The organism is Desulfovibrio sp. 7SRBS1 (assembly GCF_049723905.1).
Classification (GTDB): domain Bacteria; phylum Desulfobacterota; class Desulfovibrionia; order Desulfovibrionales; family Desulfovibrionaceae.
On record NZ_JBJKFD010000001.1, the window covers coordinates 2,274,583 to 2,292,457 of the forward strand.

The following is a 17,875-nucleotide window of genomic DNA, read 5'->3' on the forward strand; positions in this document are numbered from 1 at the left end:
CTGAGCTACACCCCATGTGGTGATAACCGTGGTGGGCCTAGATGGACTTGAACCATCGACCTCACGCTTATCAGGCGTGCGCTCTAACCGAAACTGAGCTATAGGCCCTTAAATCGGCTCTACAGTGCAAAGAACACAAAGGTCCTTGCAATTAAATAGCGAGCGGGCGCATTTGCTCATTAAAGGAGGTGATCCAGCCGCAGGTTCCCCTACGGCTACCTTGTTACGACTTCACCCCAATCATCAGCCCTACCGTAGGCGGCTGCCCCCCAAAGGGTTGGCTCACCGACGTCGGGTAGAACCGACTTTCGTGGTGTGACGGGCGGTGTGTACAAGGCCCGGGAACGTATTCACCCTGGCATGCTGATCCAGGATTACTAGCGATTCCAACTTCATGCAGTCGAGTTGCAGACTGCAATCCGGACTGGGAGGGGCTTTTTGGGATTGGCTTGGCCTCGCGGCGTAGCTGCCCTTTGTACCCCCCATTGTAGTACGTGTGTAGCCCTGGGCGTAAGGGCCATGATGACTTGACGTCGTCCCCACCTTCCTCCCGGTTGACCCGGGCAGTCTCGCCAGAGTGCCCACCATTATGTGATGGCAACTGACAATAAGGGTTGCGCTCGTTGCGGGACTTAACCCAACACCTCACGGCACGAGCTGACGACAGCCATGCAGCACCTGTCACTTGGTTCCCCGAAGGGCACTCTCCTATCTCTAGGAGATTCCAAGGATGTCAAACCCAGGTAAGGTTCTTCGCGTTGCATCGAATTAAACCACATACTCCACCGCTTGTGCGGGCCCCCGTCAATTCCTTTGAGTTTCAGCCTTGCGACCGTACTCCCCAGGCGGGATGCTTAATGCGTTAACTGCGGCACCGAAGGTGAATCCCCCCGACACCTAGCATCCATCGTTTACAGCGTGGACTACCAGGGTATCTAATCCTGTTTGCTCCCCACGCTTTCGTACCTCAGCGTCAGTACCTGTCCAGATGGCCGCCTTCGCCACCGGTGTTCCTCCTGATATCTACGGATTTCACTCCTACACCAGGAATTCCGCCATCCTCTCCAGGACTCAAGCCTGTCAGTATCAAGTGCAATTCCTCGGTTGAGCCGAGGGCTTTCACACCTGACTTAACAGGCAGCCTACGCACGCTTTACGCCCAGTGATTCCGATTAACGCTTGCACCATCCGTATTACCGCGGCTGCTGGCACGGATTTAGCCGGTGCTTCCTCTGAAGGTACCGTCAAACATATGCGCTATTAACACATACGCACTTCTTCCCTTCTGACAGAGGTTTACAACCCGAAAGCCTTCTTCCCTCACGAGGCGTCGCTGCGTCAGGGTTTCCCCCATTGCGCAATATTCCCCACTGCTGCCTCCCGTAGGAGTCTGGGCCGTGTTTCAGTCCCAGTGTGGCTGGTCATCCTCTCAAACCAGCTACTCATCGTTGCCTTGGTAGGCCGTTACCCTACCAACTAGCTAATGAGACGCGGGCCCATCCAGACGCGGATGCATAGTTTAGAGGCACCCTTTCAACCAAAATAAATTGATTCGTATACGGTATTAGCAGCCGTTTCCAACTGTTATCCCGATCGTCTGGGCAGGTAGCCCACGCGTTACTCACCCGTACGCCGCTCTACTAGGCTCCCGAAGGAACTTTTCTCGCACGACTTGCATGTGTTAAGCACGCCTCCAGCGTTCAATCTGAGCCAGGATCAAACTCTCCAATTAGGAAAGTATTTCTAGCTAAAACTCGTAAGTTCATACGAACCCACGATGATAGTATTTCGCGCCCTGCTCGCTATTTAATTGTCAAAGACCTTTCCGGCTCGGGGCCGGAAGTGGGAGAGTGTAAGTAGTAAATTACGCTTCCCGTGTCAATCTCTTTTTTCTAAATTCGCTGCTTGTTTTTGAGTGACGCTTTCGCGTCGTTTTCCCCAAGCAGCGGAGGGTGTTTCTATGTGTTTCCGCCCTGTGCGTCAACCCCTTTTTTCAACTTTTTTGGTTGAACCCGTCAGGGTCGTAAAGTCGATTGCGGCCGGATACCGGCCCGGGGTGTCAGCTCATCGCTTCCACACACTCACCCTATCTATTCTATTGTAAGAGAACACCCCGCCGGAAAACTTGCGATTCCCGTGCGGCGGAGGGGCTTTCTATGTGTTTCACACCTACCCGTCAACAGGTTTTGTGAGTTTTTTTCAGAAAGTTTTGATTTTGTGTTTTGGAGACAGGTGGTGTTGTGGGGCAGAGATCGGCTGAAGGGCTGATAATGAAAGGGAAATTCCATGTATAAGGGGGAGATTTATCCCGCGTGAGTGATGAGTATAAGTAAGGTGTGAACTTCTTGTTCTGTAGGAAAGGCAAAGAGGATGTGGGCGGCAGACGAGCCATGGTGTCCCTTCGCATAGCCGCCAAGCTCAGATTCAGCACATTTTACGGAAACAGTGGGGAAACCCGGTCAACGCGCCCGGTTTCCCCGCTTGTTTCCGAACCTTCCCCTCCCCTTCCGGCACGAAAGGGCCGCAGATATCTGACAAGGAGACATGGCCGCCTCTTTGAGGCAAGGCAGATGAAGTAGAATCATTGTGCCGTAGAAGTATGAGCTGCATTGCAGATTGCCCGCCGCAGGTGCGCCACGAAGCGTGGCGAAGACGAGGTCATTGTCGGCTGAAAATTGCACAGGCGTCTGCTGACAACAATTTTAAGATAGGGGATTTGAGTCTCACCCCATTTTTTCTGAGGAAAACGGGCAGGGAGTCCTTGGAGGACATGAAAGGAAAGAAAGGAGAAGCTCCGGCATTTCCGCCCCTCTTTTTCCCACGGCAGCGTAAGTTTTGATTCTACCGAGGCGCTGGAGAACGTAAGATCTGGCAATTTTTTTCTTCTCTTCCCAAGGTGGAAGTTCGGATGCCCTGCAAGGCGCGGCGTGACGGGATGACGGGGGATAGTAGTCAGACCTACAGCCCTCGGCAGCACGTTACGCCGCAACGCCGCAGGGCGCCGAAATCCCGCCTTGGGCCATAAAAAAGGTCCATATCTTTCGATATGGACCTTTTGAAAAGGAGCCCTGGCAGCGACCTACTTTCCCAGCGACTACTCGCAAGTATCATCGGCGAAGAAGAGCTTAACTTCCGAGTTCGGAAAGGGATCGGGTGTGGCCTCTTCTCTATGGCCGCCAGAGCAAATATATTGCTCATGGCACAGAGTTGAAGAGATGTGCTCCTGGCGTGGCGCGAAGGGAAATGCGCGGAGGCGTATTCTTACATACGCCGCACAAGCTATTTTCCTGCGGCAACGAAGCCAGTGTGCAGCTATTTCAACTCTGAGAGCGAAATATAGAAAATAGGGACGAAGTTGTGTTTAAATCTGAAAAAAGACTCACGAACTATTAGTACCGGTCAGCTGAACGTATCGCTACGCTTACACATCCGGCCTATCAACCAGGTGGTCTACCTGGGTTCTTTAGGATCTAATGATCAGGGAGAACTAATCTTGAGGCTGGCTTCCCGCTTAGATGCTTTCAGCGGTTATCCGTTCCGAACGTAGCTACCCTGCAGTGCCGCTGGCGCGACAACAGGAACACCAGAGGTTCGTCCACCCCGGTCCTCTCGTACTAGGGACAGACCCTCTCAATTCTCCTACGCCCACAGAGGATAGGGACCAAACTGTCTCACGACGTTTTAAACCCAGCTCGCGTACCACTTTAAACGGCGAACAGCCGTACCCTTGGGACCTGCTCCAGCCCCAGGATGTGATGAGCCGACATCGAGGTGCCAAACCGCGCCGTCGATATGAACTCTTGGGCGCGATCAGCCTGTTATCCCCGGCGTACCTTTTATCCTATGAGCGATGGCCCTTCCATTCGGGACCACCGGATCACTAAGACCGACTTTCGTCCCTGCTCGGCATGTCTGCCTCACAGTCAAGCTCCCTTATGCCTTTGCACTCAACGGTTGGTTTCCAATCAACCTGAGGGAACCTTTGCAAGCCTCCGTTACTCTTTGGGAGGCGACCGCCCCAGTCAAACTACCCACCAGACGCTGTCCCTTCACTGGATAACAGTAGAAGGTTAGGGCCTTAGACTAGCAAGGGTGGTATTTCAAGGGTGGCTCCACGAACACTGGCGTGCCCGATTCACAGCCTCCCACCTATCCTACACATGCTAGCCCAAAACACAACGTCAAGTTGTAGTAAAGGTGCACAGGGTCTTTCCGTCCTTCTGCGGGAACACGGCATTTTCACCGCGAATTCAATTTCACCGAGTCTCTGGCTGAGACAGTGGGGAGATCGTTACGCCATTCGTGCAGGTCGGAACTTACCCGACAAGGAATTTCGCTACCTTAGGACCGTTATAGTTACGGCCGCCGTTTACCGGGGCTTCGGTTTAGAGCTTCGCTTGCGCTGACTCCACCCCTTAACCTTCCGGCACCGGGCAGGCGTCAGTCCCTATACTTCGTCTTGCGACTTAGCAGAGACCTATGTTTTTAGTAAACAGTCGCCACCCCCATTTCTCTGCGGCTCTTCGATGCTTAGCGAGTAAACACATCACATCAAAGAGCACCCCTTATCGCGAACTTACGGGGTCATTTTGCCGAGTTCCTTAGCCAGAGTTTCCTCGAACGCCTTGGGTTACTCACCCCGCCCACCTGAGTCGGTTTGCGGTACGGTCCATGTGAACTAAACTTAGAGGCTTTTCTTGGCGGCAGAGGCTCAACCACTTCAGAGCAAAAGCTCACGGCATCGTGTCTCGGCCTTGAATCTCCGGATTTGCCTGAAGATTCAGCCTACACACTTGCACCGGGATATCCAACACCCGGATGGCCTACCTTTCCGCGTCCCCCCATCGCACATTCACACGGGTACGGGAATATTAACCCGTTTCCCATCAGCTACGCTTTTCAGCCTCGCCTTAGGGGCCGACTAACCCTGGGCAGATTAACTTTACCCAGGAAACCTTGGGCTTACGGCGTGGGAGTTTCTCACTCCCATTATCGTTACTCATGTCAGCATAATCACTTCTCTACACTCCAGCGTGGCTTACGCCTTCACCTTCATCGCAGTAGAGAACGCTCCCCTACCGATCGTCAAAAGACGATCCCGCAGCTTCGGTGGTATACTTAGCTCCGTTACATTTTCGGCGCAGGACCACTAGACCAGTGAGCTATTACGCTTTCTTTAAAGGATGGCTGCTTCTAAGCCAACCTCCTGGCTGTCTAAGTAGTCCCACCACCTTTCCCACTGAGCATACACTTGGGAACCTTAGCTGGCGGTCTGGGCTGTTTCCCTTTCGACTACGGACCTTCGCACCCGCAGTCTGACTCCCGGACAACAATTAACCGGCATTCGGAGTTTGATAGGGTTTGGTAACCTGGTGGGGCCCCTAGCCCTGTCAGTGCTCTACCTCCGGTAATCTAATCCGAGGCTATACCTCAATATATTTCGGGGAGAACCAGCTATCACCGGGTTTGATTGGCCTTTCACCCCTATCCACAAGTCATCCGAGTCATTTTCAACTGACAACGGTTCGGCCCTCCACTTGACTTTACTCAAGCTTCAGCCTGCTCATGGATAGATCACCCGGCTTCGGGTCTACTCCGCACAACTAACGCCCTATTCAGACTCGCTTTCGCTTCGGCTACACTTAACGCTTAACCTGGCTGTACAGAGTAACTCGCTGACTCATTATGCAAAAGGCACGCGGTCACGGAACAAGTCCGCTCCCACTGCTTGTAGGCAACTGGTTTCAGGTTCTATTTCACTCCCCTAACAGGGGTTCTTTTCACCTTTCCCTCACGGTACTGGTTCACTATCGGTCACCAAGGAGTATTTAGCCTTGGAGGATGGTCCCCCCAGATTCAAACGGGGTTTCACGTGCCCCGCCCTACTCGGGTGCTGCCTGCGTCGTTTTCGCCTTCACATACGGGGCTTTCACCCTCTATGGCCAAGCTTCCCAGCTTGTTTTGCTAGCTATTCGAATCGCGTATGGCAGTCCCACAACCCCGCATGCACGGATGCATACGGTTTGGGCTAATCCCGGTTCGCTCGCCGCTACTACGGGAATCTCTTTTGATTTCTCTTCCTCCGGGTACTGAGATGTTTCACTTCCCCGGGTTAGCTTTCCAAGGCCTATGAATTCAGCCAAGGAATAACCGGACATAACTCCGGCTGGGTTTCCCCATTCAGAAATCCACGGATCAAAGGATGTTTGGCTCCTAACCGTGGCTTATCGCAGCCTACTACGTCTTTCATCGCCTCTTGGTGCCAAGGCATCCACCAGTTGCCCTTACTATCTTTTTTCAGACACAACTTCGTCGCCTATTCTACTATCAATGATCATTACCGACACGTGGCCAGTAAGTTCACCACCACTTGGTGGAGGTGAACGGAATCGAACCGATGACCCCCTGCGTGCAAAGCAGGTGCTCTCCCAGCTGAGCTACACCCCCATGTGGTGATAACCGTGGTGGGCCTAGATGGACTTGAACCATCGACCTCACGCTTATCAGGCGTGCGCTCTAACCGAAACTGAGCTATAGGCCCTTAAATCGGCTCTACAGTGCAAAGAACACAAAGGTCCTTGCAATTAAATAGCGAGCGGGCGCATTTGCTCATTAAAGGAGGTGATCCAGCCGCAGGTTCCCCTACGGCTACCTTGTTACGACTTCACCCCAATCATCAGCCCTACCGTAGGCGGCTGCCCCCCAAAGGGTTGGCTCACCGACGTCGGGTAGAACCGACTTTCGTGGTGTGACGGGCGGTGTGTACAAGGCCCGGGAACGTATTCACCCTGGCATGCTGATCCAGGATTACTAGCGATTCCAACTTCATGCAGTCGAGTTGCAGACTGCAATCCGGACTGGGAGGGGCTTTTTGGGATTGGCTTGGCCTCGCGGCGTAGCTGCCCTTTGTACCCCCCATTGTAGTACGTGTGTAGCCCTGGGCGTAAGGGCCATGATGACTTGACGTCGTCCCCACCTTCCTCCCGGTTGACCCGGGCAGTCTCGCCAGAGTGCCCACCATTATGTGATGGCAACTGACAATAAGGGTTGCGCTCGTTGCGGGACTTAACCCAACACCTCACGGCACGAGCTGACGACAGCCATGCAGCACCTGTCACTTGGTTCCCCGAAGGGCACTCTCCTATCTCTAGGAGATTCCAAGGATGTCAAACCCAGGTAAGGTTCTTCGCGTTGCATCGAATTAAACCACATACTCCACCGCTTGTGCGGGCCCCCGTCAATTCCTTTGAGTTTCAGCCTTGCGACCGTACTCCCCAGGCGGGATGCTTAATGCGTTAACTGCGGCACCGAAGGTGAATCCCCCCGACACCTAGCATCCATCGTTTACAGCGTGGACTACCAGGGTATCTAATCCTGTTTGCTCCCCACGCTTTCGTACCTCAGCGTCAGTACCTGTCCAGATGGCCGCCTTCGCCACCGGTGTTCCTCCTGATATCTACGGATTTCACTCCTACACCAGGAATTCCGCCATCCTCTCCAGGACTCAAGCCTGTCAGTATCAAGTGCAATTCCTCGGTTGAGCCGAGGGCTTTCACACCTGACTTAACAGGCAGCCTACGCACGCTTTACGCCCAGTGATTCCGATTAACGCTTGCACCATCCGTATTACCGCGGCTGCTGGCACGGATTTAGCCGGTGCTTCCTCTGAAGGTACCGTCAAACATATGCGCTATTAACGCATACACATTTCTTCCCTTCTGACAGAGGTTTACAACCCGAAAGCCTTCTTCCCTCACGAGGCGTCGCTGCGTCAGGGTTTCCCCCATTGCGCAATATTCCCCACTGCTGCCTCCCGTAGGAGTCTGGGCCGTGTTTCAGTCCCAGTGTGGCTGGTCATCCTCTCAAACCAGCTACTCATCGTTGCCTTGGTAGGCCGTTACCCTACCAACTAGCTAATGAGACGCGGGCCCATCCAGACGCGGATGCATAGTTTAGAGGCACCCTTTCAACCAAAATAAATTGATTCGTATACGGTATTAGCAGCCGTTTCCAACTGTTATCCCGATCGTCTGGGCAGGTAGCCCACGCGTTACTCACCCGTACGCCGCTCTACTAGGCTCCCGAAGGAACTTTTCTCGCACGACTTGCATGTGTTAAGCACGCCTCCAGCGTTCAATCTGAGCCAGGATCAAACTCTCCAATTAGGAAAGTATTTCTAGCTAAAACTCGTAAGTTCATACGAACCCACGATGATAGTATTTCGCGCCCTGCTCGCTATTTAATTGTCAAAGACCTTTCCGGCTTGAGGCCGGAAGTGGGAGAGTGTAAGTAGTAAATTACGCTTCCCGTGTCAATCTCTTTTTTCAAATTCGCTGTTTGTTTCTGCTTCGCTCTCGCGCCGTCTGTCCCAAGCAGCGGAGGGTGTTTCTATGTGTTTCCGCCCTGTGCGTCAACCCCTTTTTTCAACTTTTTTGGTCAAACCCGTCAGGGTCGTAAAGTCGATTGCGGCCGGATACCGGCCCGGGGTGTCAGCCATCAGCTTTCACACATTCACCCTATCTATTCTATTGTAAGAGAACACCCCGCCGGGAAGCTTGCGATTCCCGTGCGGCGGAGGGGCTTTCTATGTGTTTCACACCTACCCGTCAACAGGTTTTTCAGAATTTCTGAAAAATACCTTCAAAAAACTGGATTCTCACCCTTTCGAGGAATAACCTGCTATACAAATAGGCGTTGTTCAGGACGGTCCCCTTGGTCGGTGCACTCTGCATATCCATTATATTGCAGGGGGTTCCAGCTGGACAGCACGGCAAAGTTCCGGCACAAACACCAAAAACGCATATGTTCTCATCTTTTTTCACACCGCATCTTTGGGAGGCTTATTAATGTGCAAACGCTGCCCTTGGGCCCAACATGAACTTGAAATTGCCTACCACGATAATGAATGGGGCATGCCCGTCCATGACGACCGCACCCTTTTTGAATTCCTCCTCCTTGAAAGCGCTCAGGCCGGACTCTCCTGGCTGACCATACTGAAAAAGCGCGAAAGCTACCGGGCCGCATTCGACAACTTCGACCCGGAACTGGTCGCACGCTATGACGAGAACCGCATTGCTCAGCTTTTGGAGAACCCCGGCATCATCCGCAACAAGCTCAAAATTCGCTCTGCCGTGCAAAACGCCCAGGCCTTCCTGCGCATCCAAGAAAAACACGGCTCCTTCAATACATATATATGGCAGTTCACCAACGGACAGCCCATCCAGAACAGCTGGAAGACCATGGACGAAGTTCCCGCGGTTACCCCGGAAGCACAAACCATGAGCAAGACACTTAAAAAAGATGGCTTCAACTTTGTAGGCCCCACCATCTGCTACGCACTCATGCAGGCCATCGGCATGGTCAATGACCACATCGTGAGCTGCTATAGACATAAAGAAGTAATGAGCGGGTAAGCAAAAACATGTGGGGGAGGAAAAACCCTTTTGGAAAAGGGTTCTTTCCTCCCCCACACCCCCTCCTTTTCCTAAAACTTTTGCGCTTGAGAAACAGGTAACTTCAACTTGGGAGCCCTTTTCCAAAGCCATGCGAAAGCATGGCCGGTGCGCTGCACCGTGAGGCGAAGCAGGACCACGCTCCTGCGAAGCCGGTCCCGTAAAGGCAAAACCCTTGCGCTGGTGATACATCAAAGGGGTATTTCCTCCCCCCCCTTTTTTCCTGAAACTTTTAAGCTTAAGGAGAAGGTCCCGCCAATTTGCTCTGCAAATGCCCTTTTTAATGCAAACGGTCCCGATGGCTTAGCCATCGGGACCGTTTGCATTAAAAGATCGCTGGTCCAGGCGGGCGTTCCCGCCTGGCGGAGTCCAGAGGCAGCGCCTCTGGCCCCCGGAGGGAAATCTCTTACTTTATCCGTGCCCCCAGCTTGTGCCCCTGTAAAAAGGCCGCACTGTGCTTGAACGCATCACGGGTATGCGGCTCGCCTGTTGCGGTGGGGTGGATGTCGTACTTGTCGAGCTGCTGTTCGAACTCGTCCCAGGGAATCGTGCCCTGCCCCATGCCCAGGTGCTGGTCGCTTTCGCCGTTGTTGTCGTGCAGATGCAAATGCATGCGGAATGGCGCAAACGCGGCAATCCATTCTTCCAGATTCTTCCGTTTGCTTCCATTGGCAAAAGAATTCCAATGGCCAATGTCGAAGCAGACGCCGACTCCCTTATCCTGCACAACAGAAAGCAGGGCCACCAGCAGGTCGGGTTCGGTTTCGAGCGTATTCTCCAGAAAGAGGGGCGGATGGCCGGGCCATTCATCCAGCAGGCTCCCCCACGTCTGGCAGGAGTTGCTGCGCTGAAGCTCGGCAGAATTCTCAAAATAGACGTCCTGAAGACTGGGATGGCCGACCATATGCGCGGGGTCATATATTCTGGCGATGCGCATTCCCACCTCCAACCGCTTGCGGCTGGCTTCGCGGATAAACGGATCTTCGGCAGCCGGACGCAGTTCGAGAAAAGGAAGATGTACCGAACACTTCAACCCGGCGTCGCGCAGACGCTGGGCAAGATCGTGGTGATATTGCTCTGGAAGCTGATCCAGGCTGTCTGCATCGAGTCCGATTTCGGGACATATGGAATGAGACAGAAAGGTATCCACCAGGGTTTCATCGAGGCGGGCATACCGAAGAGGAAGATTAATAAACATAAAGCCCTCGCTTTTTTGCGATTCTTGAAAAAGTTGCCGAAGGCTACCCGGTATGGGACGCGGTGTCGTTTCAGAACAGAGACGGCGGTGTGCTGACTTGCGCCAGATGTGACGCGCACAGTTCCATGGAGCCCAAAGGCTGAAAGGTAGTGGCCTGCATAAGGGAAAGTTTTCTGGTCTCGTTGCTGCCCATGGTAAAGGAAGCACCCCATGAAAGGGGCTTGCCGTCAAGCAGAACCAAGACCTTGTCTATCGTGCCGTTGCTCCAACAGGTATCCAGAACGTACCGTCCCGGCGTCATGTTGTGGGAATGGCCGTTTTTAAAAGGCACGAAAATGGAATGCCCCGAATCGGTCAGCAATTTGAAGGCCTTTACCGTACGGGGACGGATGGCAATATGAAAGTCGCTTCTGGTCTGCCCCTTGGTTTCGCGTACCACGCGGCAGACGACGCCGGGACCGTTTTTCGGGCTGTCCAGATAGCGTCTGATGAACATTCCGGAATCGAGCACCACCTCGCAACCGGCATCCTGGCCGTCATTACGTCCGGCACTGGTGACAAGCCCTTTGATATTGATGATTTCCTCGGAAGTCTGGCCCCATATGCCATCCAGACGCAATTGATCGCCTTCAACCGTTTCCAACACTCCTCCAGCCGGAACAAACAGCAGCGAATCGTTGAGCCAACAGACGAAAAGCGGCTTGTCCGACTTGGCCGTTGCGGTCCACGAGCCTTTCCAGACGATGGGAATTCTCGTCATCCTTTTGCCGTCCACCCGGACCTGCAGGTATTTGAACGGCGTCAGTGCCATGCGCGGGGCATTGATCAAATCCATGGAAGAGCTGTCGGCAGCGGTCACACTGGGGACCGGTGAAAAAATCGAAGGAGGCTTCTGCGCGCTGACCCGTATGGGAGCCAGGGCGTCCAGGGACAGCTGCTTGACCTTGGAGTTTATTTCCTTGCCATTGACCAGGATTAACGGCTCGGGCCCCATATAGTTGCGAATGGTCTTATCGCTTACTTCGGGCAGGTCAACGATGACCCCGAACGTTTTGAGAAAAAGCTGCACAGCTTTGAGCTGCTGCCGCACCTTCCAGTCCACCTGAATGATATCCTTGCTGACTTCGATTGCCAGGGCCGGAATGCAATGGTGGTTGAGCGCGTAGTAGGTAAGGGACTTGCGTTGCTCGGAATAGTGGGAATTGGAAGCGAACGTCTCGGTGTTGAACAGGCGGAACCGATAGCTGGCCGGAACAACGGTGGGGTTGAGCTGGTCCAGCACCTTGTTGGCGAACTGCTCCAGAAAAACGCGGCCCTTGTAGGTTTTGGTATCGATGATGACGGACTGTCCGTAGCGCTTGGGGTTGCGCAGCGAGTCCACATAGGTGGGGTGGTAAAAGCCCGAGCCTTCGTGCAAATGGATAAAGGCATCGCACGGCGCCAGAAGGTAGCGGATGACGCGGGCCAGCCGATCTTCGTAATAATCGTTGTAGTCTTTGTCGAACCGGCGGTTGAGGTCGACATTGACCTGCCGGGTATGCTGCTGAACCGTCGGGACGTTGGCGCGGGGCACCACGATGAGATTGCCCTTGCGCACCTTGCAGTGGGAAATGAGCTGTGCCGTGAGAAAACCGGCGACCTCGTCTCCCTGTATGCCCCCCTGCACCAGAACAGTGGGACCGGGCTGGTCGCCTTTGAGCCAATGCACCGTCAGGGGATACTGCGTTCCCTGGAAAAAGGTGAACGAATCACCATATGCCAGCCCCGCCCCTCCGAACACAGCCGGAAGAAGCAGGCACAAACTAAGCAATAATCCGATAAAGCGGGAACGTATCACTGAAGATCATTTCTCCTTTCGGGGAGACAATTTTAACTTGAAGGGCGAAAATATCATCCCTGGCCACATTTTTCGGCAAACTGAACTTGCTGATTATCCTCTTGAAGCGCTGGATTGAAAAATTGAGATCTTTGGATCGGGCTTCGACCTTGAGCACCTTGCCCCCGTTGGTGACCAGGGCAAAGGAGACATCACCAACCAGTACCTTGTTATCCTGTTGCAGGTTGTTGACGTCAAAGCTGGTACGCATGGAATGGTTGACGAACTGCACCTGCAGATTTTCCACCCTGCAGAGGTGGCTGTCGGCCTGGACGAACAGGGTGGACAGGTTGATATCCGGCGGCGGCACGACGGGTCCGGGCTTGCGGCCCACGCTGCCAGCCAGTGCGGTCAGCTCCTCGGGGTCGGTCCGTTCCATGAGTTTTTCAACATTTTCCAGGCGTTCCAGGCGCACCTGCATTTCCACCAGACGGCGTTCCAAAGTTTTACGGCTTTGGGAAAGCGCCTGGTTCTTGTGCCAGAAGGTATACCCTCCCACAATGCCTGCGGCGGCAAGCACGACAATGCAAACCAGAGCATACACGCCGAGTTTGAGCCAAAAAGGACTGACGCGGAATCTGCGGACATTGCTGTCGTCCCGCATGAGGAGAACGCTGTACTTGGTATGTTTCATAGGGTGCTGCCGGTCCAGGTTTCCGAGATTATTTTCCAGTTATCGCCATCGGGGCGGACAACGAGATGTTTTATACCTTTATCTTCGTATCCGTTCTGTGACGCATAGTCCTGAACCAGCCTCAGTTCAAGACCTTTAGGATTTTCGCTTACCTGCATATCGCTGAAATGGACGAATTTGGGCGGGTTATCTGCCCATATCTTCCGCTTTTGTCCGGTAATCTGCTCGATTCCCCGGCGTCCGTCCTGCCCGGCATCGGCATCGTAAAACCCTGCGTATTTCACAAGGTCACCCGCTTCCCAGGCGCGGCGCCAAGCCTCCACAAATTTACGCATGCGGAGATCGGCGTCTTCCAGGTATTTTTCCTTGAGGTCCCGGGGCGGGGCAGCGGTTTCCACGCCGACGATGACAAACTTTCCGTCCTTGTCGCGCTGCCAATACAGCCGCTTGGTAATGGCCGAGGTAAAAGAGGGGGTGCGATAGTATTGCCCGAACCAGGTCACCCAATAATCGGGTCCGGGAAGCAAATGAACGTCGGTTACGAACAGATCGATCCAGGGCGTCTTTTGAAAGATGCCTTCCTTGTGGCGGCGAAAGCCTTTGAACGACAACCGCTGCGCCCGGCTGAACTTGCCCGGATCGTAATAGGAAAAAAAGTCTTGGCTCCGGCTGCTCCAGGCCTCGGCCCAGCCGTGCAGCCGCTTGAGCACCAGGGCCTGTCTTTCCATGACCGTGGAATTGCCGGCTGTGGAGGAATCGGAGACCCAATCGACATCCCGGGCAATGATCACGGGCGTGCCCCGTTTGGCCTGGGATTCCAGGGAGTGGATGTCGTTCTGGCTCAGGGCCACGCAGCCGCGGGTTTCGCGCGGGCTGAAGACGCGTCCGCGTCCGTGCACCCAGATGCCGCTTCCGGTCTTGCCCTGCAACCGATCCACCGGGTTGGGATAGTTGAGAGGAAAGGCGAGATCGCCGTAGAGTTCGTAATCGAGATTGCTGGTACGCTTCCCAGTGACGAAATACACGCCTTCGGGCGTTTTGAAGTCACCTTCAAAGACCTTATCGCCCTCGGACCTGCCTGTTGTGCACGGCTTTTCCTCGATAAGGGACAACGGACTTTTGCGACCCAGCACGTAAAATGTCTGGTCCTGCTTGTCGATGGCCCAAAAATAGGAAGGATTCGTAGGATGATCAATTAAATGCGCCCGCCACCCCTCGGCCATGCCGGGGGTGGCGAAACACATGAGTAGTACCAGGATAGTGAGTAGTCTATTCATCAGCGCGCTGTAACCATACCCCTCCGCCCACGCCGTACGGCGCCTAGGGCGCACTGTGCCCGCTCGGGCCCTTACAATTCTTTTGTCCCCACCTCAACAAACCAGCGTGGTCCGGAATGCACCACAGCCCTTGCAAAGCGCAGGCTTATGCCGGGCACGGCCCAACCCTTCCGTCTTTCTGTCCCGGCAGGAGTTCCTGCCGGATTCCCCCGAAAGATGGACCGGACGTTTACGCCGATTCCCTACTTTTCATCAAAAACGCGTTTGAAGATCATGTCTTCGTGGCGCAGATAGTATTCGGGATTAAAGATCGAATCAAGCTGTTCGCTCGTAAGGGCCTTGGAAATAACCGGATCGGCCCGAATAAGATCCTCGAACGGCGTTTTTTCCTCCCAGCATTTCATGGCAACGCGCTGGACCGTCTCGTAGGCCTTCTGACGTTCCAGTCCGCTGCTCTCGATGAGATTGAGCAGAACACGCTGCGAGTAGAAAAGGCCGTAGGACCCGTACAGGTTGCGGTCCATGTTCTCGGGGATGACCCGGAGGTTGGACAGCAGGTTGGACAGGCGGTTCAGGATGTAGTCGGCCAGAATGGTGGAGTCCGGCATGATGACCCGTTCCACAGAGGAATGGCTGATGTCGCGCTCGTGCCACAGGGCCATGTTTTCCATGGAGGCCATGGCATTGGTGCGCAGCAGGCGGGAAAGTCCGGTCATGTTTTCTGCGGAAATGGGATTCTTTTTGTGCGGCATGGCCGAGGAACCCTTCTGCCCCTTGGCAAAGCCCTCTTCCACTTCCAGCACTTCGGTGCGCTGCAAATGGCGCAGTTCCACGCACAGCCGTTCCACCCCGCCGCCGATAAGGGCCAGGGAGGTAAAGAAATGGGCATGGCGGTCGCGCTGGATGATCTGGGTGGAAATTTCATCCACCTTCAGGCCGAGCACGTCGCAGGCGATCTTTTCCATTTCCGGGGAAAGGTGGGCGTAGGTTCCCACGGCACCGGAAATTTTGCCGACGCGGATGCCTTCCAGGGCTTCTTCAAAGCGCTTTTTGTGGCGCAGAAATTCGGCATAGAAACCGGCCATCTTGAGGCCGAAGCTGGTGGGCTCGGCGTGGATGCCGTGGGTACGGCCCATGCACAGGCGGCCCTTGTGGTCGTGCGCCAGCTTGGAAAGGGTTTCCAGCAGCTTGTCCAAAGCCTTCATTACCATGCGTCCGGCCCGGGTGAGCAGTACGCCGTTGGCCGTGTCCACGATATCCGAGGAGGTGCAGCCCAGATGGATGAAGCGGGAATCGGGGCCGACCTTTTCTTCCACTGCGGTCAAAAAGGCGATGACGTCGTGCCGGGTTTTTTCCTCTATTTCAAGGATGCGGTCGAGTTCGAAGTCGGCCTTGGAACGGATGGTTTCCATGGCTTCCGTCGGGATGACGTCCAGCTTGTGCCAAGCTTCGCACACGGCCAGTTCCACTTCGAGCCAGACCCTGAATTTGTTTTCCAGGGTCCACAATGCGGCCATTTCGGGCCGGGAATATCTGTCTATCATGGTATTGCGGGGGTTGGGTGTTTGCGGGAAGAGGAAGCCCCTCCCGAACGGTGCGCTGGGCCGCGAACAAAAAAGGCAGCCTTGGCTGCCTTATTCTGCATCAGGATGACGCGCTTGTCGATGTCGCGCCGGAAGATTCTCCCGACGATTTCTGACTTCCTGCCGACGCTGCATCGGCCGAAGAGCCAGCCGAAGAGCCAGCCGAAGAGCCGGAAGATGAGTCAGACGAGGATTCGGACGAGGACGAACCGTTGCCGTGCCCGTTGTTGGTGCTGGACGTGGAGGCGTTTTTGCCCGCGTAGTCCGTTACATACCAGCCCGATCCCTTGAGCACGAACGACGTATTGGAAATAAGCCGTTTGGACGTGCCGCCGCAGATGGGACAGGGCAGCTCCTTTTCCTCAAAATTGCTCTGCCATTCCTCGAAAATCTGTTCACAGTCCTGGCATCTATATTCGTAAATCGGCATACCTTGAAAACCTCCTAGAACGAAAAAGCCGGTGAACGCAAAAAAGACCGCCCGCCGGGGCGGACAGCCAAAAAGTAGTCATGCGTTCGTGAAGGTCAAGAGCTGACATTCAATCCGCTGAAATTAGAATTCAGCTGGATGCCACGCCTGCCGGACGAACCGGAAGAGTCGGGAGGAAAAACACAGTCGGACGGGCTGAATCCGTCCGCCCTTCTCATGTTGGAACCACTACACTCCACACGGGTTCGCCGTGCGGAAAAGCGCCCCTACCGGCATGTCCGGAAGCACGTTCGAAAACCATTGGTCTCCGTGTCCCGGCCTTTTGCGCCGAGTGAACGCATTCGGGCAATAATCCACCCAGCCTGCGCCCACTTCCGGCAACCACGTATCGCAACCGCCTCGCCCAAAGGGGCGTGGGGCACTTAGGCTTTGGCTGCTGCCTTGGCCTCGCGAATGCGCTGCTTCAGGTTTTCCTTCCTGCGTTTACGCTTGCGAGCCAATTCCTTTTTACGTTCGATTTTTTTGTGCCTGGCCATATCTACTCCTCATAACGGATTTGGTAAGCTTTCGTGAAGCCTGGCATCATTACCCAAACAATCGCCAGTGGTCAAGCCTGGAATCCCCTTTTTCCGGCTGTTCCCTCAAAGCGTGGCTGGTCTGTCTATTTACATGGTACATCGCTGCAACTACAAGAGAAGTATAAAATAAATTATCAGGAGTAAAAAAGATGCTCACACGTGAACAAGCCTTGGAACTGTTGCAAAATGCAATGGGGCATGACGAATCCCTGCGCAACCATAGCCTGCAGACCGAAGCGGTCATGCGCGGCCTGGCCGCTCACCTCGGAGAGGACTCCGAGCTGTGGGGCATCACCGGGCTGCTGCACGACCTTGATTTTCCCAAGACCAAATCCGCGCCCGAACGCCATGGGCTGGACGCAGCCGAACAGCTGGCGGGACAACTGCCCGAAGACGCCATCCACGCCATCCAGGCACACAACGAAATGAACGGCGTAACCCCGGAGAATTCCTTTGATTACGCCCTGCGCTGCGGCGAAACCGTCACCGGGCTGGTGGCTGCCAATGCTCTGGTACGGCCCGATGGCATGTCCGGCATGAAGCCCAAGAGCCTGAAAAAGAAAATGAAGGACAAGGCCTTTGCCCGCAACGTGAACCGGAAAATCATTCAGGAGTGTGACAAGCTGGGGCTGGAACTGGGAGATTTTCTGCAAATAGCCATAGACCGCATGACGGAAGTGGCACCGGAAGTAGGCCTGGCGAAATAGGCTGCCCTGAAGAAAGCCAAGCAGGAGAAAGCCGTGCCGGGCAATGGTGCATGCGGCAGACGCCACAACACTATTTTTTCCTTCGGTTACTCGCATCGTCCAATCCGGCAGGTTGCCTGAAAAGGTCCGAGAGTCCCAAA

The 17,875-nt window shown here is 54.5% G+C and carries 8 protein-coding genes, 3 tRNA genes and 4 rRNA genes; 2 read left to right on the forward strand and 13 right to left on the reverse strand.

Annotated features, from left to right (window positions below):
- Positions 1 to 29 precede the first annotated feature (29 nt).
- The 7 genes from ACI0FJ_RS10385 to ACI0FJ_RS10415 form a co-directional block, all read right to left on the reverse strand.
- A tRNA-Ile gene (locus tag ACI0FJ_RS10385) sits at positions 30 to 108 on the reverse strand.
- A gap of 73 nt (positions 109 to 181) precedes the next feature.
- Positions 182 to 1,732, reverse strand: a 16S ribosomal RNA gene (locus ACI0FJ_RS10390).
- Between the two features lie 1,334 nt (positions 1,733 to 3,066).
- Positions 3,067 to 3,181 (reverse strand): 5S ribosomal RNA (gene rrf, locus ACI0FJ_RS10395).
- Positions 3,182 to 3,368: 187 nt separating this feature from the next.
- Positions 3,369 to 6,298 (reverse strand): 23S ribosomal RNA (locus tag ACI0FJ_RS10400).
- Between the two features lie 73 nt (positions 6,299 to 6,371).
- Positions 6,372 to 6,447: transfer RNA gene (locus ACI0FJ_RS10405), tRNA-Ala, on the reverse strand.
- Between the two features lie 15 nt (positions 6,448 to 6,462).
- A tRNA-Ile gene (locus ACI0FJ_RS10410) sits at positions 6,463 to 6,541 on the reverse strand.
- Positions 6,542 to 6,614: 73 nt separating this feature from the next.
- Positions 6,615 to 8,165 (reverse strand): 16S ribosomal RNA (locus ACI0FJ_RS10415).
- Together the 16S, 23S and 5S rRNA genes with 3 tRNA genes alongside form the textbook arrangement of a ribosomal RNA operon.
- 681 nt (positions 8,166 to 8,846) lie before the next feature.
- On the opposite strand from ACI0FJ_RS10415, the gene ACI0FJ_RS10420 reads away from it, so the two are divergent.
- Positions 8,847 to 9,413, forward strand: coding sequence for a DNA-3-methyladenine glycosylase I (locus ACI0FJ_RS10420; RefSeq protein WP_424302808.1), 567 nt, complete (start codon positions 8,847 to 8,849; stop codon positions 9,411 to 9,413).
- A gap of 445 nt (positions 9,414 to 9,858) precedes the next feature.
- Here ACI0FJ_RS10420 and ACI0FJ_RS10425 read toward each other — a convergent pair whose 3' ends face one another.
- The 6 genes from ACI0FJ_RS10425 to ACI0FJ_RS10450 all read right to left on the reverse strand — a co-directional run bounded on the left by ACI0FJ_RS10425 (position 9,859) and on the right by ACI0FJ_RS10450 (position 16,450).
- Positions 9,859 to 10,650 (reverse strand): sugar phosphate isomerase/epimerase family protein, encoded by a 792-nt coding sequence (locus tag ACI0FJ_RS10425; RefSeq protein ID WP_424302811.1) that lies wholly within the window; start codon positions 10,648 to 10,650, stop codon positions 9,859 to 9,861.
- Positions 10,651 to 10,720: 70 nt separating this feature from the next.
- Positions 10,721 to 12,487, reverse strand: coding sequence for a M14/M99 family metallopeptidase (locus tag ACI0FJ_RS10430; protein WP_424302813.1), 1,767 nt, complete (start codon positions 12,485 to 12,487; stop codon positions 10,721 to 10,723).
- Positions 12,453 to 13,160 (reverse strand): hypothetical protein, encoded by a 708-nt coding sequence (locus ACI0FJ_RS10435; protein ID WP_424302816.1) that lies wholly within the window; start codon positions 13,158 to 13,160, stop codon positions 12,453 to 12,455. Before ACI0FJ_RS10435 ends, ACI0FJ_RS10430 begins: the two co-directional genes overlap by 35 nt.
- Positions 13,157 to 14,404, reverse strand: coding sequence for a L,D-transpeptidase Cds6 family protein (locus ACI0FJ_RS10440; protein ID WP_424302818.1), 1,248 nt, complete (start codon positions 14,402 to 14,404; stop codon positions 13,157 to 13,159). Before ACI0FJ_RS10440 ends, ACI0FJ_RS10435 begins: the two co-directional genes overlap by 4 nt.
- Positions 14,405 to 14,679: 275 nt before the next feature.
- The gene (purB, locus tag ACI0FJ_RS10445) at positions 14,680 to 15,981 is read right to left on the reverse strand and encodes an adenylosuccinate lyase (protein ID WP_424302821.1); all 1,302 of its coding nucleotides are present in this window, start codon (positions 15,979 to 15,981) and stop codon (positions 14,680 to 14,682) included.
- Between the two features lie 100 nt (positions 15,982 to 16,081).
- A complete protein-coding gene (locus ACI0FJ_RS10450) occupies positions 16,082 to 16,450 on the reverse strand; it encodes an FmdB family zinc ribbon protein (RefSeq protein WP_424302823.1) in 369 nt (122 codons plus the stop codon).
- 727 nt (positions 16,451 to 17,177) lie between these two features.
- Between ACI0FJ_RS10450 and ACI0FJ_RS10455 the strand changes: the two genes are divergently transcribed.
- On the forward strand, positions 17,178 to 17,735 hold the full coding sequence (locus ACI0FJ_RS10455) for an HD domain-containing protein (protein WP_424302826.1): 558 nt from the start codon (positions 17,178 to 17,180) through the stop codon (positions 17,733 to 17,735).
- Positions 17,736 to 17,875 lie beyond the last annotated feature (140 nt).

Coding starts and splice junctions, on each gene's coding strand:
- ACI0FJ_RS10420 (WP_424302808.1), top strand. CDS start 8,847: ATGTGCAAACGCTGCCCTTGGGCCCAACATGAACTTGAAATTGCCTAC.
- ACI0FJ_RS10425 (WP_424302811.1), bottom strand. CDS start 10,650: ATGTTTATTAATCTTCCTCTTCGGTATGCCCGCCTCGATGAAACCCTG.
- ACI0FJ_RS10435 (WP_424302816.1), bottom strand. CDS start 13,160: ATGAAACATACCAAGTACAGCGTTCTCCTCATGCGGGACGACAGCAAT.
- ACI0FJ_RS10440 (WP_424302818.1), bottom strand. CDS start 14,404: ATGTGTTTCGCCACCCCCGGCATGGCCGAGGGGTGGCGGGCGCATTTA.
- purB (WP_424302821.1), bottom strand. CDS start 15,981: ATGATAGACAGATATTCCCGGCCCGAAATGGCCGCATTGTGGACCCTG.
- ACI0FJ_RS10450 (WP_424302823.1), bottom strand. CDS start 16,450: ATGCCGATTTACGAATATAGATGCCAGGACTGTGAACAGATTTTCGAG.
- ACI0FJ_RS10455 (WP_424302826.1), top strand. CDS start 17,178: ATGCTCACACGTGAACAAGCCTTGGAACTGTTGCAAAATGCAATGGGG.